The sequence below is a fragment of the Buttiauxella agrestis genome (genome assembly GCF_900446255.1).
In the GTDB taxonomy this organism is placed as follows: Bacteria; Pseudomonadota; Gammaproteobacteria; order Enterobacterales; family Enterobacteriaceae; genus Buttiauxella; species Buttiauxella agrestis.
Genome location: NZ_UIGI01000001.1, coordinates 3,435,697 through 3,460,750 on the forward strand (window position 1 = coordinate 3,435,697; position 25,054 = coordinate 3,460,750).

Consider the following 25,054-nt stretch of genomic DNA (forward strand, 5'->3'; position numbering starts at 1 on the left):
TCACCAAATAAATGAATGGCGCATAATTCCGAAATAAGATTAATCGGCTCCGGGGCTATTTCCAGGAGCCGGAAGATTACAACTGCTGAATAGCAAGGGCGATATCTTTCGACGTTTTCAGCGTACGGATTTTCACGAAGACATCCGTTGCCTCAACATATTCTTTACGCAAATACCCCAGCCACTGTTTGATACGCGCCACGTGATACATCCCCGTGTCGCCCTGCTTTTCGAGCTGGCTATATTTTTGCAGCAGTTTCACCACATCCGTCCATGGCATCCGCGGCTCATTGTATTTAATCACGCGGCTTAAATTCGGCACATTAAGCGCGCCACGGCCAATCATTACCGCATCACAGCCTGTTGCTGCCAGGCAATTTTGAGCACTTTGCCAGTCCCAGATTTCGCCATTAGCAATCACTGGAATCGACAAACGCTGGCGGATTTCGCCAATCGCCGCCCAGTTTATTCGCTCGGCTTTATAACCGTCTTCTTTGGTTCGCCCGTGGACCACAAGTTCGGTTGCACCGGCCTGCTGTACGGCGTCAGCAATTTCAAACTGCCGGGCATCACTGTCCCAACCCAGCCGGATTTTAACGGTGACAGGTAAGTGCGCAGGCACCGCTTCACGCATCGCTTTCGCGCCACGGTAAATTAAGTCGGGATCTTTGAGTAGAGTGGCACCGCCACCGCTGCCGTTCACCAGTTTAGAGGGACAACCGCAGTTGAGATCTACGCCCCAGGAGCCAAGTTCCACCGCGCGAGCCGCGTTTTCAGCCAGCCATTGCGGGTGTTGCCCTAGTAATTGAATGCGCACTAATGTGCCGGACGATGTGCGGCTGGCATGATGCAGTTCCGGGCAAAGCTTATAGAAGGATTTTGCTGGCAAAAGCTGATCGACCACGCGCAAAAACTCGGTGATACACAAGTCGTAGTCATTAACCTCTGTCAGCAGTTCCCGAACGAGCGAGTCGAGAACGCCTTCCATTGGTGCCAGTAGCACGCGCATAACATTTCCCGGTAAAAAAAAGAGGCGCTATGTTAGCGCCTCTGTTTGAGTTGGCAAAGCCTAATTAATTATGCTGATGCTGGCTTGCGTGGCGGACGACGACGACCATTAGCGCCCGCGGGTTTTGCGCCATCTGCCTGTGGGCGAGATGGGCGACGCGGTGCATTGCTGCGCTCAGATGATGCGCCACCATTGCCACCACGACGTTGACCCTGGCCTTGACCGCCGCCGTTGCCACGACCGCCGCCACGCTGCTGCTGGCGACCGTTAACGATAGGCTCGGCTGGGATTGTTGGATCCACTTCGTACCCTGGAATCGCCATACGCGGCACTTCACGCTTAAGTACACGTTCAATGTCACGCAGCAGTTTGTGTTCATCAACACACACCAGAGACAGCGCTTCACCCGTTGCCGCAGCACGGCCAGTACGGCCGATACGGTGCACATAGTCTTCCGGTACGTTTGGCAGTTCGTAGTTCACAACGTGTGGCAGTTCTTCGATATCAAGACCACGCGCGGCGATGTCCGTTGCTACCAGCACACGGATGCCACCGTTTTTGAAGTCAGCCAATGCACGAGTACGCGCGCCCTGGCTCTTGTTACCGTGGATGGCCGCCGCGGTGATACCGTCTTTGCCCAGCTGTTCTGCCAGGTGGTTTGCACCATGTTTGGTACGGGTAAACACCAGCACTTGCTGCCAGTTACCTTCGCCAATCATCTGCGATAGCAGCTCTCTTTTACGTTTCTTATCAACGAAGTGAACGTGCTGGGTCACTTGCTCAGAAGCGGTGTTGCGACGCGCCACGGAAACTTCTTCCGGGTTGTGCAACAGCTTTTCAGCCAGGCCTTTAATATCGTCAGAGAAGGTCGCGGAGAACAGCAGGTTCTGGCGACGAGCGGGCAGTTTTGCCAGCACGCGACGGATATCGTGGATAAAGCCCATGTCCAGCATGCGGTCAGCTTCATCCAGTACCAGGATTTCTACCTGGTCTAGTTTGACTGCGTTCTGGTGTTCTAAATCCAGCAGACGGCCCGGTGTTGCCACCAGCACATCGACACCGCTACGCAGTTTCATCATCTGTGGGTTAATGCTCACGCCGCCGAAAACCACCAGCGAACGGATATCTAAATATTTGCTGTAGTCGCTGACGTTTTCGCCAATCTGAGCAGCAAGCTCACGGGTTGGTGTCAGGATCAGCGCGCGCACCGGGCGACGGCCTTTCGCATGCGGCTGTTTGTCTACCAGGCGCTGCAACAGCGGCAAGGTGAAACCAGCGGTTTTGCCGGTGCCGGTTTGGGCACTGGCCATCAGGTCACGACCGGCTAAAACAACCGGGATCGCCTGACGTTGAATAGGGGTAGGCTCACGATAGCCCTGCTCTTCCACTGCACGCAGAATATCGGCGTTCAGGCCGAGAGAATCAAAAGACATAGGTACTCCAGAATCGCCCTGACCGCGAGGTGCGGTGTAGTTTCCAGGGGTTCGTATGACGCCAGTCATTCTGGCGCAAGAGAGGGGCACAAACCACGGTGCCGTAAGCCGCGCAGTGTAACAGGTTTTGTGACTTTGCGCACAAATTCTATTTTTCGATGCATTCACAAGATAAATGTTTGGAACTGGACACTGCGATATCGAGAGCCTACTCTTAATCAATCGATTGATTAACTTTTTAAGAGGTCGGTATGAACGCGACACCGACGCCGGTCACTTCCCGTGGTGAGCAGGCAAAAAACACGCTAATTACAGCCGCCATCGCGCAATTTGGCGAATATGGCTTGCACGCCACGACTCGCGATATCGCCGCACTCGCCGGGCAAAACATTGCTGCCATCACCTACTATTTCGGCTCGAAAGAAGAGCTGTATATGGCGTCCGCACAATGGATTGCTGATTTCATCACCCACAATTTCCAGCCTCACGTCAAACGTGCCGAAGCTATTCTCAGCCAGGAAAATCCGGACAAACCGCAGATTCGCGAGCTGATTCATACCGCGTGCGAGCACATGATTATCCTGCTGACTGCCGATGAAACGCTGAACCTGAGCAAATTTATATCGCGCGAACAGCTTTCGCCCACTCCGGCCTATCAACTGATTCACGAGCAAGTGATTGCGCCGATGCACACGCATCTCACCACGCTCGTTGGGCACTATACGGGTCGCCGCCCCGATGACACCGCCACAATTCTTCACACCCATGCGCTGCTCGGGCAGGTGTTGGCGTTTCGTCTGGGGCGGGAAACCATTTTGCTCCGCGCCGGTTGGACAACGTTTGATCAAGAAAGCGTGAAACAAATCAGCGATGTGGTGCGCAGCCATATCGATTTCATTTTGCAGGGGTTATCGAGCCAACGAGGAAATGCCAGCAATGAAAAGTAAAAAGCCGATCGTTATCGCCGTGGTGGTTATCGCGCTTATCGCCGCCGGAACAGGCGGTTGGATGTGGTACAAAAGCCAGCAAGATCAAGGGCTGACGCTGTACGGTAACGTGGATATTCGCACCGTCAATTTGAGTTTTCGCGTGGGCGGGCGTCTTGCAGCACTCCAGGTGGATGAAGGCGACGCGATTAAAGCTGGCGAAACGCTGGGTGAGCTGGACCAGGGGCCATACCAAAATGCCCTGCTTCAGGCACAAGCTAACGTCGCCGCGTCACAGGCCAAGTTTGATTTGATCATCGCCGGATATCGCGATGAAGAAATTGCCCAGGCCGCAGCGCAGGTCAATCAGGCCCAGGCGGCATTTGATTACGCGCAGAACTTTTATCAGCGCCAGCAGGGTTTATGGGCCAGACGCGTGATTTCTGCCAACGAGCTGGAAAACGCCCGTTCATCCAGCGACCAGGCCAAAGCCACGCTGAAAGCAGCGCGCGACAAATTGAGCCAGTACCGCACCGGGAACCGTCCGCAGGAAATTGCCCAGGCGCAGGCCAGCCTGCAACAGGCGAAAGCCCAACTTGCTCAGGCACAATTAGATTTACAGGACACCACGTTGGTTGCGCCCTCCGATGGCACATTGCTGACCCGCGCAGTTGAACCTGGCAGCATGCTGAATGCCGGAAGCACCGTGTTAACGCTTTCTCTGACTCGCCCGGTTTGGGTGCGAGCTTACGTCAGCGAAGTGAGCCTGAATCAGGCGAAACCAGGCACCGAGTTGCTGGTTTACACCGATGGCCGACCGGATAAACCGTATCACGGCAAAATTGGTTTCGTTTCCCCAACCGCTGAGTTCACACCGAAAACCGTCGAAACGCCGGATTTGCGCACCGATCTCGTATATCGCCTGCGCATTATCGTCACCGACGCCGATGATGCACTGCGTCAGGGAATGCCGGTCACGGTGAAATTCAATGATGAGAACGCGCATGAGTAGCCAGGAAGGCATCATTGCCCTGCACGGGCTAATGAAACAGTTCCCGGGGCAGGAAAAGCCTGCGGTCGCACGCCTTGAATGCGAGATTCATACCGGCTCAGTGACCGGTCTGGTCGGCCCTGACGGTGCCGGGAAAACCACGCTAATGCGCATGTTGGCCGGTTTATTAAAACCTACAGAAGGCACGTCCAGCGTGATTGGGCTTGATCCGGTAGAAGACGACCGCGCTCTACACGCCGTTCTGGGATACATGCCGCAAAAATTTGGCCTGTATGAAGATTTAACGGTGATGGAAAACCTGAATTTGTACGCCGATTTACGTGGCGTAACGGGCGAGGAACGCAAAAAAACATTTAAGCGCCTGCTGGAATTCACCGCCCTTGGGCCGTTTACCACCCGGCTTGCCGGGAAGCTCTCCGGCGGCATGAAGCAAAAGCTCGGCCTCGCCTGCACCCTGGTCGGCCAGCCAAAAGTGCTGCTGCTTGATGAACCCGGCGTCGGCGTAGACCCGATTTCGCGCCGCGAACTGTGGCAAATGGTGCACGAACTGGCCGGTGACGGCATGTTGATTCTGTGGAGCACGTCGTATCTCGATGAAGCTGAACAGTGCCGCGATGTGTTGCTGATGAACGAAGGCGAACTGCTCTACCATGGCGCGCCGAAAGAGCTGACGCAGCAAATGGCCGGGCGCTCGCTGCTGGTGAGTCACGGTGAGGAAAATAATCGCAAGCTGTTGCAACGTGCGTTGAAGTTGCCGCAGGTCAGCGACGGCGTGATTCAGGGGCGCTCGGTGCGCCTGATCCTCGCCAAAGACGCCTCTATTGAAGATCTCAGCCACGCGCTTGATGTGCCACCCGACAGCATTTCACAAACCGAACCCCGTTTTGAAGATGCCTTTATCGACCTGCTCGGCGGTGCCGCCACTCAGGAATCGCCGCTGGGGAAAATCCTGCATACGGTAGATGGCACGCCAGGTGAGACGGTGATCCGAGCCGAATCATTAACCAAAAAATTCGGCGATTTTGCGGCGACTGACAATGTGGACTTTACCGTCCAGCGCGGAGAGATTTTCGGCCTGCTGGGGCCGAACGGCGCCGGGAAATCCACCACCTTTAAAATGATGTGCGGCTTGCTGGTGCCGACTTCCGGCAAAGCGCTGGTGCTGGATATGGACTTAAAAACCAGTTCCGGCAAGGCACGCCAGCATCTGGGTTATATGGCACAAAAATTTTCGCTCTACGGCAACTTAACCGTGGCGCAAAACCTGCGATTTTTCTCCGGCGTGTACGGCCTGCGTGGCAAAGCGCAGGAGGAAAAAATCAATCGCATGAGCGAAGCCTTCAGCCTGCAACCCATTATGAACAGCTCCACGGATGCACTGCCGCTCGGTTTTAAACAACGCCTGGCGCTGGCGTGCTCGTTAATGCATGAGCCGGACATTTTGTTTCTCGATGAACCGACGTCAGGCGTTGATCCGATTACGCGTCGTGAATTTTGGTTGCACATCAATAGCATGGTGGAAAAAGGCGTCACGGTGATGGTGACGACGCACTTTATGGATGAAGCGGAATACTGTGACCGTATTGGGCTGGTGTATCGTGGCAAGCTGATTGCCAGCGGCACGCCAGACGACCTGAAAGAGCAAGCGGCCGATGACGAGCAAACTGACCCGACGATGGAACAGGCGTTTATTACGCTGATTCATCAATGGGATAAGGATCACGAGCATGAGCGAACATAATCAGGCCGTTTCCTGGCGGCGCGTGCGCGCCCTGTGCGTGAAAGAAACTCGCCAGATCGTACGCGACCCCAGCAGTTGGTTAATTGCGGTGGTGATTCCGTTACTGCTGTTGTTTATTTTTGGCTACGGTATCAACCTGGACTCCAGCCGCCTGCGCGTTGGCGTATTGCTGGAACAGCAAAGCGAGGAAGCGCTGAATTTCGCCCACACCATTACCGCATCACCTTACATCGACCCGACCATTAGCGATAACCGTCAGCATCTTATTCAGTTGATGCAGGCGGGCAAAATTCGCGGTCTGGTGGTTATCCCAACCGACTTCGCGCAAAACATGGCACGCGCAGGTGCGACGGCTCCGGTGCAGGTTATTACCGATGGCAGCGAACCGAACACCGCCAACTTTGTGCAAGGTTACATGGAGGGTATCTGGCAAATATGGCAACAGCAACGCGCGGAAGACCGGGGCGAAAAATTTGAACCGCTGATCGACGTGCAGCTCCGTTATTGGTTTAACCCGGCGGCTATCAGCCAGCATTTTATTATCCCCGGCGCAGTCACCATCATTATGACGGTGATTGGCGCGATTCTGACTTCCCTGGTGGTGGCGCGGGAATGGGAGCGCGGCACCATGGAAGCGTTGCTCTCGACACAGGTCACACGCACCGAATTACTGCTGTGCAAACTCCTGCCCTATTACGTGCTCGGAATGCTGGCGATGCTGCTGTGTATGCTGGTGTCGGTGTTTATTCTCGGCGTGCCCTATCGCGGCTCGCTGCTGATTCTATTCTTTGTAACCAGCCTGTTTTTACTCAGCACATTGGGTATGGGGCTGTTGATTTCGACGATTACCCGCAACCAGTTTAATGCCGCCCAGGTGGCGCTCAACGCTGCATTCTTGCCGTCTATCATGTTGTCCGGCTTTATCTTCCAGATTGACAGTATGCCGGCGATTATCCGCGCGGTGACTTACGTGATTCCTGCCCGTTATTTTGTCAGCACGCTACAAAGTCTGTTTCTGGCGGGGAATATTTCGACTGTATTGATTATCAACGTGCTGTTTTTAATTGCTTCGGCGGTGATGTTTATCGGCCTGACGGCGTTAAAGACTAAACGCCGTCTCGACTAGGGGAACGCGATGTTTTATCGACTCTGGACTTTAATTCGCAAAGAGCTGCAATCCCTGCTGCGCGAGCCGCAAACCCGCGCGATTTTGATTCTGCCCGTGGTGTTGCAGGTGGTGCTGTTCCCGTTTGCCGCCACACTTGAAGTTACCAACGCCACTATCGCGATTTATAACGAAGATAACGGCAGCCACTCGGTGGAGCTGACTCAACGTTTTGCACGCGCCAAAGCGTTTAGCCATGTGCTGTTACTAAAAAGCCCGCAGGAAATCCAGCCGACCATCGACAACCAAAAAGCACTGCTGCTGATTCGCTTCCCGGCCGATTTCTCACGTGATATCGCCAGCCTTCAACAAGCCAAACTGCAAATTATTCTCGATGGGCGTAATTCAAACAGTGCGCAAATTGCCGCAAATTACCTGCAACAGATTGTGAAGAATTACCAGCAGGAGCTGGTGTCCGGGCAGCCCAAACCGAATAACAGCGAACTGGTGGTCCGCAACTGGTATAACCCGAATCTGGATTACAAATGGTTCGTAGTGCCGTCATTGATTGCAATGATCACCACTATCGGCGTGATGATTGTGACGTCACTTTCGGTCGCCCGCGAACGCGAGCAAGGTACGCTTGATCAGCTGCTGGTTTCTCCGCTGGCAACCTGGCAAATCTTTGTTGGCAAAGCAGTGCCTGCGCAAATTGTGGCGATTGGCCAGGCAACCATTGTGCTGGGCGTGGGGATCTGGGGTTATCACATTCCGTTTTCCGGCTCGCTTTTGCTGTTTTACTTCACGATGCTGATTTACGGGTTGTCGCTGGTGGGATTTGGTTTGTTGATTTCAGCGCTGTGCTCAACGCAACAGCAGGCGTTTATCGGCGTGTTCGTCTTTATGATGCCAGCGATTTTGCTCTCGGGGTATGTTTCACCCGTAGAGAATATGCCGGTGTGGCTGCAAAACCTGACGTGGGCAAATCCGATTCGGCATTTCACCGATATCACCAAGCAGATTTATTTGAAGAACGCGAGTTTTGATATTGTCTGGGGAAGTGTGTGGCCGCTATTGGTTATCGCGGCCACCACGGGTTCAGCGGCGTACTGGATGTTTCGGCGCAAAATTGCCTGAGGTTTTATCTTTGGCGAGCAGCGAATAAATAATCGGCCCGGCAATCATCGCAATACCCGCACCAACGAGCAGAAACTTGTTTTCGACGACGCGTGACAACAACCACAGGGCAATCATCGCGTTGCCGAAATACCAGGTGGTGGTCAGCTCTTCAAGAAAATCACCGATATCACGTAACCGCCCTGTACGCACACGGTGCAGGGCGAACATCAAAATCACTGTTGCTGCATACAGCAAACATAGCCCTATGCCGACCGGTATGAGGGTTGCAGTTTTCCAGCCAACGAGCAGCGCACAGACCACACCCAGATGCAGCATTATCTGCCAGCAGCTTAGGCCTGTCGTCACTTGTACACGTTGTTGCCATTTCATTATTTCTCTCCTGGCCGCTATTTCCTGTCTTTCAGAGTACCGCAGTATGCGGAAAATTCCGTAACGCGGCACCTATTTGTGACAGAGACTACACTTTATTTTCATCAGGATGTTAACAATGCCGGGAGAAGCATGGGTAACAAGTCTCAGCACTTTTCCTTTAAAGTGCTCACAATTAATACACACAAAGGTTTCACCGCACTCAACCGGCGCTTTATTTTGCCGGAGTTGCGTGATGCGGTGCGCGCAGTTTCCGCCGATATCGTCTGCTTGCAAGAGGTCATGGGCGCCCACGAAGCGCATTCGGTGCGTTTTGAAAACTGGCCGGAAACCAGTCATTACGAGTTCCTCGCCGATACGATGTGGAGCGATTTTGCCTATGGCCGCAACGCGGTTTATCCCGAAGGGCATCACGGGAACGCGGTGCTGTCTCGCTTCCCTATCCATCATTTCGAAAATCGTGATATCTCGGTCGAAGGCCACGAAAAGCGCGGCATGCTGCATTGCCAGATGAATGTGCCGGGCAAAAATGTGCGCGTGCATGTGATTTGCGTGCATCTCGGTTTGCGTGATGCACACCGTCAGGCGCAGCTCAATATGCTGTGTCAGTTGGTGAATAATCTTCCGGAAGGCGAGCCGGTGGTGGTTGCCGGGGATTTCAATGACTGGCAGCAACGCGCCAACCGGCAATTAAAGCAAACGGGTTTGGATGAGGTGTTTACCCGCGCGTCAGGCCGTCCGGCTCGCACTTTCCCTGCCCGCTTCCCACTGCTGCGCCTGGACCGAATTTATGTGAAAAACGCTTCCGCGAGCGCACCAACCGCCCTGCCGTTGCATCAATGGCGGCATCTCTCGGACCATGCGCCCCTCGCCGTGGAGATTCATCTATGAAAAATAACTGGCGCGACGGGAACCGGATTTCATTGCTTGAAAACGGTGATCAGTTTTTCCCTGCGGTATTCAAAGCTATTGAACATGCGCGCAGCAAAGTGCTCCTCGAGACATTTATCTGGTTTGAAGACGATGTCGGCAAGCAGTTACATAAAGTCTTACTCGATGCGGCACAGCGCGGCGTTAGCATTGAAGTTCTGCTTGATGGCTACGGTTCACCCGATTTAAGCGACAAATTCGTAGAACAGCTGACAACGGCTGGGGTGCTATTCCGCTATTACGACCCTCGCCCATTGGTGTTTGGGATGCGCACTAATTTATTTCGCCGTATGCACCGAAAAATCGTGGTGGTTGACGGTTCGGTGGCGTTTGTCGGCGGGATTAACTATTCCGCAGAACAGATGAGCGATTACGGCCCGGAAGCCAAGCAGGATTATTCGGTAAAAGTCGAAGGGCCGGTGGTGGACGATATTTATCAGTATGTGATTTCTAACTTGCCGGGGAATGACCACAAGCGCCAGTGGTGGCGACGCCGCCGGAATCCTGCACAAGAAAACCTCACCCCTGGTGAAGCGCAGGCATTGTTTGTATGGCGTGATAACGACCAGCATCGTGATGATATTGAGCGTTATTATTTGAAAATGCTCAGTAAAGCCAAACGCGAAGTGATTATTGCTAACGCGTATTTCTTCCCTGGCTACAGGTTACTACATGCGATGCGTAACGCATCACGGCGCGGTGTTTCGGTGAAGCTCATCGTGCAAGGCGAGCCGGATATGCCGATAGTCAAAGTCGGTGCTCGTCTGCTGTACAACTACCTGGTGCGCTCCGGGGTGAAAATCTACGAATACCACCGCCGCCCGCTGCACGGCAAAGTCGCTATTATGGATGACCACTGGGCCACCGTCGGCTCCAGTAATCTTGACCCGCTGAGTTTGTCGCTAAACCTCGAAGCGAATCTGATTATTTACGACCGCACGTTTAATGACACGCTGCGTGCCAATCTGACCAGTTTGATTGCCAAAGACTGCCATCCGGTCGTTGAATCAATGCTGCCAAAACGAACCTGGTGGAATCTGGGTAAAAGCGTGCTGGCGTTCCACTTTTTGCGCCACTTCCCGGCCATGGTCGGCTGGTTGCCTGCACACACGCCCAAACTTGCGCAAGTCATGCCCCCGGCGCAGCCGCATATGGAAACTCAGGACAGAGTTGATATGGGGAATCCGGTTTCCGCCAGTATTGAGAGCGACGCTGAAACGGAAAACCAGGGAGTGAAATACTGATGTCGCACTCTCATCCTAAATGGCGCAAAGCAAAGAAAATCCTCACCTGGCTATTTTTTATCGCCGTTATCGTATTGCTGGTGGTGTATGCCACAAAGGTTGACTGGCAGGAGGTCTGGGAGGTTATTAGCAACTATAACCGCCTGGCGCTGTTTAGCGCGGTCGGACTGGTTATCCTGAGCTATCTGATTTACGGCTGTTACGACCTGCTGGCGCGCTCGTATTGTGGGCACAAACTCGCAAAACGACAGGTGATGCTAGTGTCGTTTATCTGCTATGCATTCAACCTTACGCTCAGTACCTGGGTGGGTGGCATTGGCATGCGCTATCGGCTTTATTCACGGCTTGGGCTACCCAGCGCCACAATCACGCGCATTTTCTCACTGAGTATTTCAACAAACTGGCTGGGTTACATTCTGCTGGCCGGGGTGATTTTTACCGTGGGTGTGGTGCAGTTACCGGATCACTGGTACATCGACGAAACCACGCTGCGGATTTTAGGTGCCGTATTGCTGGCAATTATTGCGGTTTATCTGTGGTTCTGCGCGTTTGCCAAACACCGTCATATGACGATTAGAGGCCAGCGCCTGGTGTTGCCATCGTTCAAATTTGCGCTGATGCAGCTCGTCATTTCCAGTAGTAACTGGATGGTGATGGGCGCAATTATTTGGCTGTTATTGGGTCAGCAGGTGAATTATTTCTTCGTGCTGGGCGTGCTGCTAGTGAGCAGTATCGCCGGAGTGATTGTGCATATCCCTGCCGGGATTGGCGTGCTGGAAGCCGTGTTTATCGCACTGCTTGCCGGGGAGCATGTCAGCAACGGCACCATTATTGCGGCACTGATTGCCTACCGAATGCTTTATTTTATCGCCCCGCTGCTGCTGGCGATTGTGTGCTATTTAGGGCTTGAGAGTCGGGCGAAGAAGATACGAGTGAAGAACGAGAAGAAGCAGGGAGAGAATGCGTAAGGCGGAGAGATATCCGCCTTACGTTATACGCAGTTAACGGCGGTTGCCGAAAATACGCAGCAACATCAAGAACAAGTTGATGAAGTCGAGATACAGCGTCAATGCGCCAAGAATCGAATACTTGCGCATGGTTTGTGTATCGCGGGTATCAATTTGCTCGCCGATGTTTTTCAGCTTCTGCGTGTCGTAGGCCGTCAGACCGACAAACACGATGACGCCGATGTACGTCACCGCCCACATCAGCGCGGTGCTTTTCAGCCACATATTGACCAGTGAAGCTAAAACAATACCGATAAGCGCCATAAACAGCATATTGCCAAAGCCGCTCAGGTCGCGTTTGGTGGTGTAGCCGTACAGGCTCATCGCGCCAAACATCCCGCCTGCAACCACGAACGTGCTGGCGATAGACGAATAGGTGTAGACGATAAAAATACTGGAAAGCGTCAGACCCGTCAGTGCCGAATAGAGCATGAACAGGCTGGTTGCCATACCCGCACTGAGCTTATGCACCATGCCAGAGAGCACAAACACCAGCCCCAATTGCACGATGATCAGCCCAAAGAAGGTGATTTTGCTGGAAAAGACAAATTCCATCACCGCTGGCGTATTTGCGGCGTACCAGGCGATAAATGCCGTCAGTAACAGGCCGCAGGTCATCCAGCCATAAACTTGTGCCATATATGCCTGCAAACCGGTACGGGATTGCTGCACGATGGTGTCATTGGAACGTGGGAATCGATCCATGATGCTTCCTTAAGTGAATTACGTTGACCGAATATCAGGCTCAAAGGCCTGTACCTTAAGATTAACACAACTACATGAAGGTGCCTGTTACCAGCGTTTCGCAGCTTGCTTATCGGTTTCGCGGGCTTCGACCCAGCGATCCCCGTCAGCCGTGGCTTCACGCTTCCAGAATGGCGCACGCGTTTTCAGATAATCCATGATGAATTGTGCGGATTCAAACGCAGAACTGCGATGCGCGCCGGTCACGCCGACAAAAACGATTTCGTCACCAGGCCACAACTCGCCGATACGATGAATCACGCTAACGCGTTGCAGCGGCCAGCGCTGGCGAGCTTCTTCGATAATTTCCGCCAGTGCTTTTTCCGTCATCCCCGGATAGTGCTCAAGCGTTAAGGCGCTGACACTGTCGCCAAGGTTGTGATTACGCACTTTGCCCGTAAATGTCACTACCGCACCGTCTTCATCGCACTGCGCAAGCCACTGGTATTCTTCGCCAACATTGAAGTTTTCGTGGCTAACACGAATTCGGGTATTTTCCATCTTAGCCTCCGGTAACAGGCGGGAAGAAAGCGACTTCGTCACCGTCAGTCAGTGGGCTATCAAAACTCACCAGCGTCTGGTTGACCGCAGCCAGCAATTTGCCAGACTCCAGCGCCAACGCCCAGCGCTCGCTTCTGTTTGCCAGTTCAGCACGCAACTCTTCGACATCACTAAAAGTGGCGTCCAGTTGCAGACGGTCACAATCGACCAGCTCACGCACCTGAGCAAAAAACAGAACATTAATCATGCTCAACCACCTCGCTCTGCGCCTTACTTTCCACCTTAAAGTCGCCAGACTTACCGCCGCTTTTCGCCAGCAAACGCACCGGGCCAATCACCATATCTTTCTGCACCGCTTTGCACATGTCGTAAATGGTTAATGCTGCGACCGATGCGGCAGTCAGCGCTTCCATTTCCACGCCGGTTTTACCGGTCAGACGGCAGACAGATTCGATACGCACGCGGTTGTGCTCGGGTTCGGCGGCTAAATTGACTTCGACTTTACTGAGCATCAGCGGGTGGCAAAGGGGAATCAAATCCCAGGTGCGTTTTGCCGCCTGAATACCTGCAATACGCGCCGTGGCGAACACATCACCTTTGTGGTGGCTGCCTTCAATAATCATGGCAAGCGTAGCGGCTTCCATGGTGATAAACGCTTCTGCTCGCGCCTCGCGTACCGTTTCTGCTTTGGCAGAAACATCCACCATGTGCGCTTCGCCAGCGGCATTAATATGAGTGAGTTGCGACATAGTTTATTTCTTGAGATGAGGGTGAAAATTGCAAGGGCGCACGCGGGCATCCAGTTGCGGCGCAATGATGTTGTCCCACGCGGTATGACATGCTTTGGTGGAACCGGGCATGGCAAAAATCAGTGTCTTGTTTGCCATTCCCGCAAGCGCACGTGATTGCAACGTAGAAGTGCCGATCTCTTCAAACGAGAGCATCCGAAACACTTCACCGAAACCTTCGATTTCCCGGTCAAACAATGGGAGTAACGCTTCGGGAGTCTGGTCGCCTTCAGTGAAGCCCGTGCCACCGTTAATCAACACCACCTGCACTTCATCATCAGCAATCCATTGGGAAACCTGGGCGCGAATGGCGTAGCGATTTTCTTTGACGATAGCTTTGGCTACCACATGGTGGCCCGCTTCAGTGGCGGCTTCGCGCAGATAATGCCCTGAAGTGTCGTCCTCTTCACCGCGACGGCTTGAAACGGTCAGAATAGCAATATGTACCGGGATAAATTCACTGCTTACCTGGCTCATGAAATTCTTCCTTTTGGTCTGATTTTATCTGGTTTACCCGCCAATATAAGACAGGTTTTGAGTGATTCCGGTATCACCGTCATGCAGGAAATGGGTCTGTTTTTTATGCGTTAACGCTTCGGCTATGCGCGCTTCAAGTTCGTCAATTTGCTCGTCGCTTGCCAGCAAATCACGCAGGGAAATGCCCTGTTCGCCAAATAAACATAGATGCAGATTTCCAACCGATGAGACACGCAGGCGGTTGCAGCTGGCGCAGAAGTCTTTTTCATACGGCATGATAAGGCCGATTTCACCCGCGTAATCGGGGTGACAGAAGACCTGCGCCGGGCCATCGCTGCGGCTGCGTAGCTGGTGAACCCAACCACGCGCCAGTAACTGGTCGCGGATGGTTTTGCCGGAGATATGATGTTTGCGGAATAGCTCGCCGCCGTCGCCGGTTTCCATCAGTTCAATGAAACGCAGCTGAATCGGGCGCGGTTTGATCCACGCAAGGAAGGTATCGAGTTCGTGGTGGTTTACGCCACGCATCAGGACGGTGTTCACTTTTACACGCTCGAAACCCGCGGCAAAAGCAGCGTCGATGCCATCCATTACCTGGCGGAATTTATCCTGCCCGGTAATAGCGTGGAACTGGCGAGCATCAAGGCTATCGACGCTGACATTCACCGCGGTCAGCCCGGCGTCACGCCATTGCTGGATATCACGCGCCAGACGATAGCCGTTAGTCGTCACCGCAATCTGGCGAATACTGGCGTTTTCATGTACGGCGGCAATGATGTCGGTGAAATCTTTACGCAAAGAGGGTTCGCCACCGGTCAGACGGACTTTTTCAGTACCCAGGGCGGCAAATGCGCGCGTGACGCGGCGAATTTCATCAACGTTGAGGAAACTTTTGTTCGCCACACCGTGAGGCTTGTAGCCATCCGGCAGGCAATAGTTGCAACGGAAATTGCAAACGTCGGTAACAGACAAACGCAGGTAAAAAAACTTACGCGCGAATGCATCGGTAAGTTGGGTAGCCATGTACACCTTCCAAATACGGGAGATGCAGTCATTTCTTACTGCACCCTGGTGACTCAAGGTCACGGCCAAAGCACCGTATCTTTCGACTTAGGTCCAGAGGCTTAGTGTGTTTTATATCCGTCATCATTCAAGCTGCAGGGGTGTTGGCTTCGCTCGTTCACCCCGGTCACTTACTTTAGTAAGCTCCAGGGGATTCACTCCCTTGCCGCCTACCTGCCACTTGAATGCTAACGACTACGGCGATAGTAGCGCGTGATGGTATTATTCGCCATAACAGCTTTCGCTATATAAGTATATACATAACGAACTAATCGTTCAATTTCGCCACAGACTACGCGAAAAGTGAACTTTTGCTTTGATATACATCATTAACAACCGGAGCTGAATCGTATTTTGACTGCATTTGCGCTACCTTATTTCGATAGTTCGTCATAAGGAATAGCTATGCGCAATCGCACGTTTGCGGATTTGGACCGGGTGGTCGCCCTTGGCGGTGGGCACGGTCTGGGCAGGGTCATGTCATCCCTCTCCTCTTTGGGTTCCCGTTTAACCGGTATTGTTACCACCACCGATAACGGCGGTTCTACAGGGCGCATTCGACGCTCTGAAGGAGGCATCGCCTGGGGTGACATGCGCAACTGTTTAAATCAATTAATTACCGAACAAAGCGTTGCTTCAGCAATGTTTGAGTATCGTTTTGGCGGTAATGGTGAACTTTCAGGTCATAACCTCGGAAATTTGATGTTAAAGGCGCTGGATCACCTGAGCGTGCGGCCTTTAGAAGCCATCAATCTTATTCGCAACCTGCTTAAAGTGGACGCATTTCTGATTCCAATGTCCGAGCAGCCGGTAGATTTGATGGCAACGGATGCAGATGGCCATTTTATTTATGGTGAAGTGAATATTGACCAGCTTTCTTCGCCACCGCAGGAGCTGTCGTTATACCCGAAAGCCCACGCCACGCGTGAAGCAGTACAAGCGATTGCAGAAGCTGACCTGATTTTGATTGGCCCCGGCAGTTTCTACACCAGCCTAATGCCGATACTTTTGCTTGAGGATATGGACCAGGCGCTACGCCGCACCCCGGCCCCGGTCGTTTTCATTGGCAATCTGGGCAAGGAATTGAGCACCGCCGCAGCCAGCCTGTCACTTGCACAGACGCTGGACGTCATGGAACAGCGAATCGGTAAACGTATTGTTGATGCGGTGGTGGTTGGCCCGCAGACAGATGTCTCTGAGATTACAGACCGCGTGGTGATTCAGGAACCACTGGAGGCGAGTGACGTTCGGTATCGCCACGACAGGCATCTGCTTCGCCAGGCACTTGAAAAAGCTATTCAGCAACTCGGATAAAAAAACGCCTTCTTAACGAAGGCGCTTACATTATGAGGTTGCAATAAACAATTGCCGTAACTGATGAAGCTGGTCACGAATTTGCGCGGCTTCTTCAAATTCCAGATTTTGCGCGTGCTCCAGCATCTTCCCTTCGAGTTGATGGATTTTCTGCTGCAACGCTTTTGGCGTCAGGATGATTTCATCATCTTCAATCACGCTACGCGCTTTGCTCTTCATCCGGCCTTTGGTTTTCGCCATGCCTTCGCCAAGCTGGAGGACATCCACCACTTTCTTATTTAGCCCTTGCGGCGTAATCCCGTTTTCTTCGTTGTAACGCTGCTGTTTCTCACGGCGGCGCTCCGTTTCGCTAATCGCTTTCGCCATCGACGGGGTGATTTTGTCACCATACAGAATCGCTTTACCATTGATGTTACGCGCCGCGCGGCCAATGGTCTGAATCAACGAACGCTCGGAGCGCAGGAAGCCCTCTTTATCGGCGTCCAGAATCGCCACCAGCGACACTTCAGGCATATCCAGGCCTTCACGTAGCAAGTTGATACCCACCAGCACGTCAAACTCGCCAAGGCGCAAATCACGAATGATTTCCATACGCTCGACGGTATCAATGTCCGAGTGCAGATAGCGCACCCTTTCGCCATGCTCTTCGAGATATTCCGTCAAATCTTCGGCCATTCGTTTGGTTAACGTCGTCACTAAAACGCGTTCGTTAATTTCGACACGTTTACGAATTTCAGAAAGCAGATCATCGACCTGTGTCCCCACCGGGCGAACTTCGATGATTGGGTCGAGCAAACCGGTTGGCCTGACGACCTGATCGACAACATCGCCACCCGATTTTTCTAGTTCGTAATGACTGGGCGTTGCCGAAACATAAATAGTTTGCGGGGCGAGTGCTTCAAACTCTTCAAATCTCAATGGGCGGTTATCAAGCGCTGAAGGCAGACGGAAGCCATATTCCACCAGCGTTTCTTTACGCGAACGGTCCCCTTTATACATCCCGCCGATTTGCGGAATAGTGACGTGAGATTCATCAACAATCAGCAAGCCGTCGGCTGGCAGATAATCGAAAAGCGTTGGCGGCGGCTCGCCAGGCCCACGGCCAGAAAGGAAGCGCGAGTAGTTTTCAACGCCAGAGCAGTAACCCAATTCGTTCATCATCTCCAAATCAAACTGAGTTCGCTGCGTGAGGCGCTGCTCTTCAAGCAGTTTGTTGTTGGCGAGCAGCACTTTTCTGCGGTCAGCCAGTTCAACTTTGATCTCTTCCATCGCTTGCAGAATACGTTCGCGCGGTGTGACGTAGTGCGATTTAGGGTAGACAGTGAAACGCTGGATAGCCTGGTCAACTTGCCCTGTCAGCGGGTCAAACAGCGAGAGCCGTTCCACTTCTTCATCGAAAAGCTCAACGCGTAATGCGAGGTCGTCCGACTCGGCCGGGAAGATATCAACCACTTCACCGCGCACGCGGAAAGTACCGCGCTGGAATGCCTGGTCGTTGCGGGTATATTGCAGCTCCGTCAGGCGCCGTATTATGGAACGCTGATCGATGATCATCCCCTTGGTCAGGTGAAGCATCATCTTCAGATATAAATCCGGGTCGCCCAGACCGTAAATCGCAGACACCGACGCCACCACAATGACATCACGCCGCTCAAGCAAAGCCTTGGTTGCTGACAGGCGCATTTGCTCGATGTGCTCGTTCACTGAGGAATCTTTTTCGATAAAAGTATCAGAGCTTGGAACATAGGCTTCGGGTTGGTAGTAGTCGTAATAAGAAACGAAGAACTCCACCGCGTTATCCGGGAAGAACTCTTTCATCTCGCCATACAACTGCGCCGCCAGCGTTTTGTTTGGAGCCAGCACCATAGTGGGGCGTTGTAAATCAGCAATCACATTTGCCACAGTGAAGGTTTTACCGGACCCGGTTACACCTAATAAAGTCTGGTGCGCAAGTCCGTCTTCCAGCCCCTCTTTCAGGCGACGAATGGCATCAGGCTGATCGCCTGAAGGTTTGAATGCTGAATTTAATTTGAACGCTTTACTCATGAAGAGGCTACCTGATGAAGAAACGAGCGGGCCGGAGGATAATTTTACTCGGCACAGGAAATTTTGCCAGAAAAAGATACTGGATGAAAAACCAGTTCCTTGCCGTCACGTTTATGATACCGACACGATTTACCGCCAGGTTTGCATGTAAAACACACAACTCTTAGCGGTTTACGCTGACCAAAATGGTTATCCCCAGATTTTTTTGCCTTTTAACATTTGTCAAGCAGTGTCATAAAAGCGTAAGGAACATCTGTGGCACTTTTATTGCAGCAATTGATTTTATTCAACTCGTTAATTTTTAAAGATTATTTTAGAAAGTCTGGTTTCGCGCCAATTCATGCGCAACCCGCGTCCGCTCTCGCTTACCGTAAGTTTTCTAACTCTAATGCACATGGTTATCCACAGGAATAGTGGATAACTGCTCTCAGGCCTTTTGCAGCGCAGACCGCAAAAAACCCTAAAATCTCTGTGCGGGAGGCTAAAAATATTTTTCCATATTATTTTTGGCTTTTTTTTACCCGTTCTGAGGTGGATATTTCTTTTGATCCTGCTCACGAATTGCGCATTTGAGAAAAGAGTGTCACAGACTTGCACCAAACACGTTAACAGCCAGGCACCGACAAAGTGCACGCTCTTTTTAAAGTCGTAGCAGCAGAAGCGTTATTCACCCTTTTTTATGAGTCTTTTCTCAAAGTTGCATTGTTCTGGCTTCAACATCGGTTCATGGCAGGAGAATTGCACAGATGATAAACGCCATGCTTCAAATCGCTGAAGTAGCCTACGTTGTTCAGCTTGCCAGAAGGAGAGTATCGATGTTGAGTCTTCGTGCTGTTAACCAGTTTTATGGCGAAAGCCATGTGCTGTGGAATCTGGATCTCGAACTGACGCCCGGCGAGTGCACGTGCGTTCTGGGCGCACCAGGAATGGGTAAAACGACACTGGTCAACTGCATCACGGGTTATCTGCCGGTGCAAAGTGGCAGTATGACCTGGCTTGAAGCAGGCCATCCTCCGCAAGATTTACTGACCCAGCCCATTGAAGGCCGGGCTGCGCTGGGGATGAGCTACGTTGCGCAGGACAGACGCATATTTTCCCAATTAAGCGTTGAGGAAAATCTTCAAATTGCACTATTGGCTGCTCGTATACCGTCACGCGCCATACCCAATATGATCTACGAGCTTTTCCCTGAACTTTACAGCTTGCGCCACATGCGTGGCGGAGAGCTTTCTGACTACCTTCAGCAGCAGTTAGCCCTGGCACGGGCGCTAGTGACTGAACCGAAACTGTTGATTCTTGATGAACCGACTTTTGGCAGCGGCCAGCGTTTTATCAACGATCTGGGAAATATCATCCGTAGGCTAAGCCGTGACTTTGGGCTGACTATCCTGCTGGTAGAACAACGGTTATCGTTTATTCGCCGTGTCGCAGACCGCTTCTGCTTGCTGCATCGTGGGCGAAATGTGGCCCAGGGGAACGTGGCTTTACTGGATGACAAACTGGTTTCCAGTTGGATAGATCCATGATGGTGTGCCATTCGACGGCAAGAGCAAAACAGAAGTTCTGCCGTCACAACTGGCCCAGTTGTTTCTGTATGTTTGCATCAACATCAGCCAGTTCCCTCTGCAAATTACATTGGCGGGTGATGGCTGATAATTCCACCAGCGGCAAAGGGACTTTCGATACACCCGCTTCACGCATCCAACGCAGCACAGGCTCAAGGTGCCAGATGGCTGTTTTACCGTCATGCACAGGCTGAGGGAATGCATCCCGGCTTACCATCACTTTGCGCATATACTGGCGTGAAAAGCCCAGCAGTTCAGCGATATCAGTAAGCCCCACCAGGTCGGGCATCACTTCGACCAATGCTGCCCCTGGAATAATACGCTTGACGTCTTTAATTGCTGAAACCACTGCCTGCTTTGCATCTTGCGCTTCGCGAGTAAAATTCAATGCAATGCGGCCGGTCACTCCCACGCCAACAAGCGCGTCATCACAACCCTGAGCACCTAAGGCTTCAACCCATTGCTCCGGATTCTGGCTCTTTTCTGGCAGTGTAAAAATCACTGTAAAACTAAACTCTGACATGTTCTGCTCCTTGCAACTCAATGCCTGATGATAGGTGGTGTGCCCTGTTGACTACAGTTATCGACAACACGGCGGATTTGCCGCGCGTGGTTATACGCGCTGCGCGGTGTGCTCCAGATGCAGCTAATACAAAACTCACCGCAACGGCAGGCTTTATCATTCCATGGGCAATACATCTTTCCCCAACAGTGCGAACCACCAGGCCGCACTTGCCAGCCCTGACATTCGGCATAGGTCAATGCTGCCTCGATATCTTTATTCGGGTGTAACCGTCGCGTCATAGAACCTCCAGTCGATACTCTCAGAAAAGTTGTCATGTGACAACATAAATTGAGAGGCAATTTACTCCTGCCCTGGTTTTCTACAACAAGAAATTCATACGATTAATTGAGTCAGGAAGAGCGCCCGAAAGATTTATCGGGCGTTGCAGAAATATGCGAGTGAAATGCGGGCTATGCCGAAAGAAGAGAAATATTCAGGTGAGCACCCAGTACCGTTTGATCATTGATTTCCGGGCAGAAAGGAATTTCACCCAGCATCGGGGCTTTTAAAACATCACACAGCGTCGCGATGTATTCTTGATGGCGTTTGCCCGTTGGCTGAACGTCGTTGGCAATCCAGCCTGCGAACTTTAAGCCGGAGTTGTGAATTGCCAGTGCCGTCAACATGGCGTGGTTGATACAGCCCAGTTTCACCCCGACCACCAGAATTACCGGCAGTTGTTCTTGTATCACCCAGTCAGCAAAAGTTGTGGTTGTTGAAAGGGGTGTGAACCACCCTCCTGCGCCCTCGACCTGCAACCAGTCTGCCTTCGTTGAAAGTGCCTCAAGCCCCGCCGATATTTGCGAAAAATCGATAGGCCGTTGTTCCTGCGCGCTCACAATATGCGGCGACGTGGGTTCCAGAAACGCAAACGGATTGACTTGTTCATAGCCTAATTTAACGCTGCTATTGCGCTGAAGTGCCAGCGCATCGCTATTACGGATGCCCTGCGCCGTCATCTCGCTTCCCGACGCGACCGGCTTATATCCCACGGTACGGAAACCCGCCGCTGTAGCCGCTTGTAGCAATGCACAACTGGCGACGGTTTTGCCTACTTCTGTATCGGTTCCGGTGACAAACCATTTTTTAATCACGTTCAATAACTCCACAAACGAGTTGCCAGGTCAGGGGGAATTGCCCCTCTTTTTGCGGCCAGGCGAGACTTAATTTTTGCAATTGTTGACGGGTCATCAACGAGGTTTTTCGCCCGTCATGAAGATGCGTAGCGCCAATGCCCTTCAGCGATTGCATGGCACTTATCACGCTGTCGTAATACTGGGTAATCTCATGAATTTGCAGAGAACACCGCCAGCCATGACACGCTTCCTGAATCTGCGTAAAAGGCAGGAAATGGTTGGCATGAGATTGTTCATCCACCGCCTGCCAGGCAGTGTGCAATTCACTTAATGAACCGGCTGCAAGGGTGGTAAATGCCACACACCCGCCCGCACGCGTGACGCGGTAAAGCTCGCTCAAACCACTTCGTAAGTCGCTACACCACTGCACAGCAAGGTTGCTCCAGGCGAGGGAAACCTGATTTTCCGAAAGCGCTATGGCTTCGATATCTCCTTCGAGATAGCAATCAGCACAACCATTGAGTGCGGCATGTTTCAACATTGCAGGCGAGAGATCCAGAGCCGTGACATGGCAGCCTTTTTCACGCCATACGCGGCTGTACCAACCGGTACCGCAACCGGCGTCCAGCACGGTTGAGATTTCCCGCCCTTCGATCATTTTTGCGAGCAGTGTTCCACTCTCACGCTGTAATTGCGCGTGGCTGTCGTAGGTGGTCGCTGCACGGCCAAATGCAGAAGCGATAGCCGCTTTGTTAACAAGTCGCGTCATGCAAAGCCTCCAGCAGCCTGTCGATGTCCTCAAAGGTGTGGCTGGCGGAGAGCGTAATACGCAGCCGCGCAGTCCCCTGCGGCACGGTGGGAGGGCGAATCGCAGTCAGCCAGAATCCCTGCTCGCGCAAAGTGGCGGCAAGCTGAATCGCCGCCTGATTTTCGCCCACAATCAGCGGTTGAATGGCGGTTTGCGAGACCCTTAATTCCAGCGGCAAGCGTGCTGCCCCCGCACGAAACCGGGCGATGTTGGCGTGTAATTGCGAACGCCTGGAATCATCCTCGCGAATGACATTTAATGCCGCCGATAACGCATATGCCTGTGCGGGCGGCATGGCGGTGCTGTAAATAAGATGGCGAGCGAATTGCAGCAAATAATCTGCCATCGATTCACTACACAACACAGCGGCTCCGCTGGCACCGAACGCCTTACCAAATGTCACCACTAGCAAATCGGGCTTAACGTTTTGCTGGTCACAGCTGCCCCGCCCTTCATCGCCGATTACGCCGACGCCATGAGCATCGTCAACCATCAACAAGCCTCCGGCGTGCCGGGTAGCTTGTGCAATTTCAGCCAAAGGTGCTTCATCACCATCCATGCTGAACACGCCTTCCGTCACCACCAATTGCTGCCCTTCCGTTGGCTGCGCAAGCAGTTTTTGCAGAGAAGCGACATCGTTATGGGCAAAGCGCCGTAGTTGCGCCGGGCTATGCATCGCGGCTTCCAGAAGCGACGCATGGCTGAGTTTATCCGCAAGAATGCGGTCTGGTTTTTCACTCAGCGCCGCAATCACCGCCTGATTAGCCGCAAACCCTGAAATAAACAGCAGCGCACGCGGATAACCGAGCCAATCCGCCAGTTGTTCTTCAAATTGCTTATGGGCTTCGTTATAGCCAGTAACATGCCCGGAACCGCCGCTGCCAACGCCGTAAATTTCGGCCCCATGCTGCCAGGCGGTTATGACTCTGGCATGTTGGCTTATTCCCAGATAATCATTACTGGAAAAATTCAGATAGCGCCTGGCGTCTTGCACCAGATAACGGCCACTACCTTGCTGATTAGCCTGACGGGTTCGTAAGCTGCCGCTGGCGCGCCGTTGTTCAAGCGCGCTGTCGATGCGTTGCTGCCAGGTCATACAGCCGCCGCGTTGTAGTAAGTCTCCGTGTCCGCGTTGAGCAGTTGATCGGTGAGTTGCTGCTGCTGTTCGTTATCGCCCGCATGAGTGGTGGTTTGCTGCGGATTAAGCCCCAGTTTGCGGAACAATTGCAGGTCTTTGTCTTCTTCCGGATTTGGCGTGGTCAGCAGTTTGCAGCCGTAGAAAATGGAGTTCGCCCCCGCCATGAAACACATGGCCTGAGTTTGCTCACTCATCTGCTCACGCCCGGCGGAAAGACGCACAAAAGAGGTGGGCATCATGATGCGCGCAACTGCGATTGTGCGAATAAAATCAAATGCATCGACATCTTCGTTTTCAGCCATCGGGGTGCCTTTTACCTTCACCAGCATGTTGATGGGCACGCTTTCTGGTGGGGTCGGCAAGTTAGCCAGTTGCAGCAATAATCCGGCGCGATCTGTCACCGTTTCGCCCAAACCGACAATGCCGCCAGAGCAGACTTTAATGCCCGCGCCGCGCACTTTGTCGAGCGTATCAAGGCGTTCCTGATAGGTGCGGGTGGTAATAATATTGCCGTAGAATTCTGGCGAGGTATCAAGGTTGTGATTGTAATAATCAAGCCCCGCCGCCGCTAAACGTTCGGCTTGCGCACCGGTTAATGTGCCGAGCGTCATGCAGGTTTCCAGCCCCATTTCGCGCACGCCCTGCACCATTTGCTCGAGGTAAGGCATATCGCGATCGTTAGGGTTTTTCCAGGCAGCACCCATGCAAAAACGGGTCGAACCGGCATTCAACGCTTTACGCGCCGAGTCGAGAACCTGCTCCACTTCCATCAGGCGTTCAGACGTCAAACCGGTTTTATAGCGCGCACTTTGCGGGCAATATTTGCAGTCTTCCGGGCAAGCGCCGGTTTTAATCGACAGCAGCGTGCTGACCTGAACATGGCGAGGATCGAAGTGCTGGCGATGCACCTGTTGGGCCTCAAACATCAGCTCGAGGAAAGGTTTTTCAAATAAAGCAGTAACCTGCGACATTGACCAGCGTGCGTGGTGAGCCATTGGGCGTCTCCAAAAAGGGTGTTGTTAGGCATTGATTGACGTTATACTTGTAAACCTAA

The 25,054-nt window shown here is 52.7% G+C and carries 26 protein-coding genes and 1 riboswitch; of the genes, 10 read left to right on the plus strand and 16 right to left on the minus strand.

Annotated elements, in window-relative coordinates; genetic code table 11:
* Window positions 1–76: 76 nt before the first annotated feature.
* Together dusC and rhlE are read right to left on the minus strand one after the other, a co-directional pair.
* Window positions 77–1,009, minus strand: coding sequence for a tRNA dihydrouridine(16) synthase DusC (gene dusC, locus DY231_RS16315; RefSeq protein WP_115629979.1), 933 nt, complete (start codon window positions 1,007–1,009; stop codon window positions 77–79).
* A 68-nt stretch (window positions 1,010–1,077) separates the two neighbouring features.
* Entirely contained in the window at window positions 1,078–2,442 is a 1,365-nt protein-coding gene (rhlE, locus tag DY231_RS16320) for an ATP-dependent RNA helicase RhlE (protein WP_115629980.1), read from the minus strand.
* Window positions 2,443–2,693: 251 nt separating this feature from the next.
* Between rhlE and cecR the strand changes: the two genes are divergently transcribed.
* The 5 genes from cecR to DY231_RS16345 are packed head-to-tail and all read left to right on the plus strand — an operon-like array spanning window position 2,694 to window position 8,363.
* A complete protein-coding gene (cecR, locus tag DY231_RS16325; protein ID WP_115629982.1) occupies window positions 2,694–3,389 on the plus strand; it encodes a transcriptional regulator CecR in 696 nt (231 codons plus the stop codon).
* Window positions 3,379–4,380 (plus strand): secretion protein HlyD, encoded by a 1,002-nt coding sequence (gene hlyD, locus DY231_RS16330; protein ID WP_115629984.1) that lies wholly within the window; start codon window positions 3,379–3,381, stop codon window positions 4,378–4,380. Before cecR ends, hlyD begins: the two co-directional genes overlap by 11 nt.
* Window positions 4,373–6,121, plus strand: coding sequence for an ATP-binding cassette domain-containing protein (locus tag DY231_RS16335; protein WP_115629986.1), 1,749 nt, complete (start codon window positions 4,373–4,375; stop codon window positions 6,119–6,121). Before hlyD ends, DY231_RS16335 begins: the two co-directional genes overlap by 8 nt.
* A complete protein-coding gene (locus tag DY231_RS16340) occupies window positions 6,108–7,247 on the plus strand; it encodes an ABC transporter permease (protein WP_115629988.1) in 1,140 nt (379 codons plus the stop codon). Before DY231_RS16335 ends, DY231_RS16340 begins: the two co-directional genes overlap by 14 nt.
* A gap of 9 nt (window positions 7,248–7,256) precedes the next feature.
* Entirely contained in the window at window positions 7,257–8,363 is a 1,107-nt protein-coding gene (locus DY231_RS16345; protein ID WP_115629990.1) for an ABC transporter permease, read from the plus strand.
* Here DY231_RS16345 and DY231_RS16350 read toward each other — a convergent pair.
* On the minus strand, window positions 8,325–8,735 hold the full coding sequence (locus DY231_RS16350; protein ID WP_034494161.1) for a YbhQ family protein: 411 nt from the start codon (window positions 8,733–8,735) through the stop codon (window positions 8,325–8,327). The genes DY231_RS16345 and DY231_RS16350 overlap by 39 nt on opposite strands.
* Before the next feature lie 132 nt (window positions 8,736–8,867).
* On the opposite strand from DY231_RS16350, the gene DY231_RS16355 reads away from it, so the two are divergent.
* The 3 genes from DY231_RS16355 to DY231_RS16365 are packed head-to-tail and all read left to right on the plus strand — an operon-like array spanning window position 8,868 to window position 11,877.
* Window positions 8,868–9,626, plus strand: coding sequence for an endonuclease/exonuclease/phosphatase family protein (locus tag DY231_RS16355; protein WP_115629992.1), 759 nt, complete (start codon window positions 8,868–8,870; stop codon window positions 9,624–9,626).
* Window positions 9,623–10,909: a cardiolipin synthase ClsB gene (gene clsB / locus DY231_RS16360; RefSeq protein ID WP_115629994.1), complete on the plus strand. Its 1,287-nt coding sequence runs from the start codon at window positions 9,623–9,625 to the stop codon at window positions 10,907–10,909. The genes DY231_RS16355 and clsB overlap by 4 nt, the downstream gene beginning before the upstream one ends.
* Window positions 10,909–11,877 (plus strand): lysylphosphatidylglycerol synthase domain-containing protein, encoded by a 969-nt coding sequence (locus DY231_RS16365; protein WP_115629996.1) that lies wholly within the window; start codon window positions 10,909–10,911, stop codon window positions 11,875–11,877. Before clsB ends, DY231_RS16365 begins: the two co-directional genes overlap by 1 nt.
* Before the next feature lie 33 nt (window positions 11,878–11,910).
* Here DY231_RS16365 and DY231_RS16370 read toward each other — a convergent pair whose 3' ends face one another.
* The 6 genes from DY231_RS16370 to moaA form a co-directional block, all read right to left on the minus strand.
* The gene (locus tag DY231_RS16370; RefSeq protein ID WP_115629998.1) at window positions 11,911–12,621 is read right to left on the minus strand and encodes a Bax inhibitor-1/YccA family protein; all 711 of its coding nucleotides are present in this window, start codon (window positions 12,619–12,621) and stop codon (window positions 11,911–11,913) included.
* An 87-nt stretch (window positions 12,622–12,708) separates the two neighbouring features.
* The gene (gene moaE, locus DY231_RS16375) at window positions 12,709–13,161 is read right to left on the minus strand and encodes a molybdopterin synthase catalytic subunit MoaE (RefSeq protein ID WP_034494155.1); all 453 of its coding nucleotides are present in this window, start codon (window positions 13,159–13,161) and stop codon (window positions 12,709–12,711) included.
* A gap of 1 nt (window position 13,162) precedes the next feature.
* Entirely contained in the window at window positions 13,163–13,408 is a 246-nt protein-coding gene (gene moaD / locus DY231_RS16380; RefSeq protein ID WP_034494153.1) for a molybdopterin synthase sulfur carrier subunit, read from the minus strand.
* Complete coding sequence (gene moaC / locus DY231_RS16385; protein ID WP_115630002.1) at window positions 13,401–13,910, minus strand: cyclic pyranopterin monophosphate synthase MoaC; 510 nt, start codon at window positions 13,908–13,910, stop codon at window positions 13,401–13,403. Before moaC ends, moaD begins: the two co-directional genes overlap by 8 nt.
* 3 nt (window positions 13,911–13,913) lie before the next feature.
* Window positions 13,914–14,426 carry a molybdenum cofactor biosynthesis protein B gene (gene moaB, locus DY231_RS16390; protein ID WP_034494150.1) on the minus strand — a complete coding sequence of 171 codons (513 nt, stop codon included), beginning with the start codon at window positions 14,424–14,426 and terminating at the stop codon, window positions 13,914–13,916.
* Window positions 14,427–14,459: 33 nt separating this feature from the next.
* Entirely contained in the window at window positions 14,460–15,449 is a 990-nt protein-coding gene (moaA, locus tag DY231_RS16395) for a GTP 3',8-cyclase MoaA (RefSeq protein ID WP_034494147.1), read from the minus strand.
* Window positions 15,437–15,568: riboswitch (molybdenum cofactor riboswitch) on the minus strand. (Overlaps the previous gene by 13 nt.)
* A 325-nt stretch (window positions 15,569–15,893) precedes the next feature.
* Between moaA and yvcK the strand changes: the two genes are divergently transcribed.
* On the plus strand, window positions 15,894–16,802 hold the full coding sequence (yvcK, locus tag DY231_RS16400; protein WP_115630004.1) for a uridine diphosphate-N-acetylglucosamine-binding protein YvcK: 909 nt from the start codon (window positions 15,894–15,896) through the stop codon (window positions 16,800–16,802).
* A 30-nt stretch (window positions 16,803–16,832) separates the two neighbouring features.
* Here the strand turns inward: yvcK and uvrB are convergent, their stop codons facing one another.
* Window positions 16,833–18,848 carry an excinuclease ABC subunit UvrB gene (gene uvrB / locus DY231_RS16405; RefSeq protein ID WP_115630006.1) on the minus strand — a complete coding sequence of 672 codons (2,016 nt, stop codon included), beginning with the start codon at window positions 18,846–18,848 and terminating at the stop codon, window positions 16,833–16,835.
* Between the two features lie 815 nt (window positions 18,849–19,663).
* Between uvrB and DY231_RS16415 the strand changes: the two genes are divergently transcribed.
* Complete coding sequence (locus tag DY231_RS16415; RefSeq protein ID WP_115630010.1) at window positions 19,664–20,374, plus strand: ABC transporter ATP-binding protein; 711 nt, start codon at window positions 19,664–19,666, stop codon at window positions 20,372–20,374.
* Between the two features lie 43 nt (window positions 20,375–20,417).
* Here DY231_RS16415 and DY231_RS16420 read toward each other — a convergent pair whose 3' ends face one another.
* The 6 genes from DY231_RS16420 to bioB form a co-directional block, all read right to left on the minus strand.
* Window positions 20,418–20,936 carry a helix-turn-helix transcriptional regulator gene (locus tag DY231_RS16420; protein ID WP_115630012.1) on the minus strand — a complete coding sequence of 173 codons (519 nt, stop codon included), beginning with the start codon at window positions 20,934–20,936 and terminating at the stop codon, window positions 20,418–20,420.
* A gap of 17 nt (window positions 20,937–20,953) precedes the next feature.
* Complete coding sequence (locus DY231_RS16425; RefSeq protein WP_115630014.1) at window positions 20,954–21,217, minus strand: hypothetical protein; 264 nt, start codon at window positions 21,215–21,217, stop codon at window positions 20,954–20,956.
* Window positions 21,218–21,388: 171 nt separating this feature from the next.
* Window positions 21,389–22,072 (minus strand): dethiobiotin synthase, encoded by a 684-nt coding sequence (gene bioD / locus DY231_RS16430; RefSeq protein ID WP_115630016.1) that lies wholly within the window; start codon window positions 22,070–22,072, stop codon window positions 21,389–21,391.
* Window positions 22,065–22,823, minus strand: coding sequence for a malonyl-ACP O-methyltransferase BioC (bioC, locus tag DY231_RS16435; protein ID WP_115630018.1), 759 nt, complete (start codon window positions 22,821–22,823; stop codon window positions 22,065–22,067). The genes bioD and bioC overlap by 8 nt, the downstream gene beginning before the upstream one ends.
* Complete coding sequence (bioF, locus tag DY231_RS16440) at window positions 22,807–23,958, minus strand: 8-amino-7-oxononanoate synthase (protein WP_115630020.1); 1,152 nt, start codon at window positions 23,956–23,958, stop codon at window positions 22,807–22,809. The genes bioC and bioF overlap by 17 nt, the downstream gene beginning before the upstream one ends.
* Window positions 23,955–24,995, minus strand: a complete 1,041-nt coding sequence (bioB, locus tag DY231_RS16445; protein ID WP_115630022.1) for a biotin synthase BioB — start codon at window positions 24,993–24,995, stop codon at window positions 23,955–23,957. Before bioB ends, bioF begins: the two co-directional genes overlap by 4 nt.
* Between the last annotated feature and the right edge of the window lie 59 nt (window positions 24,996–25,054).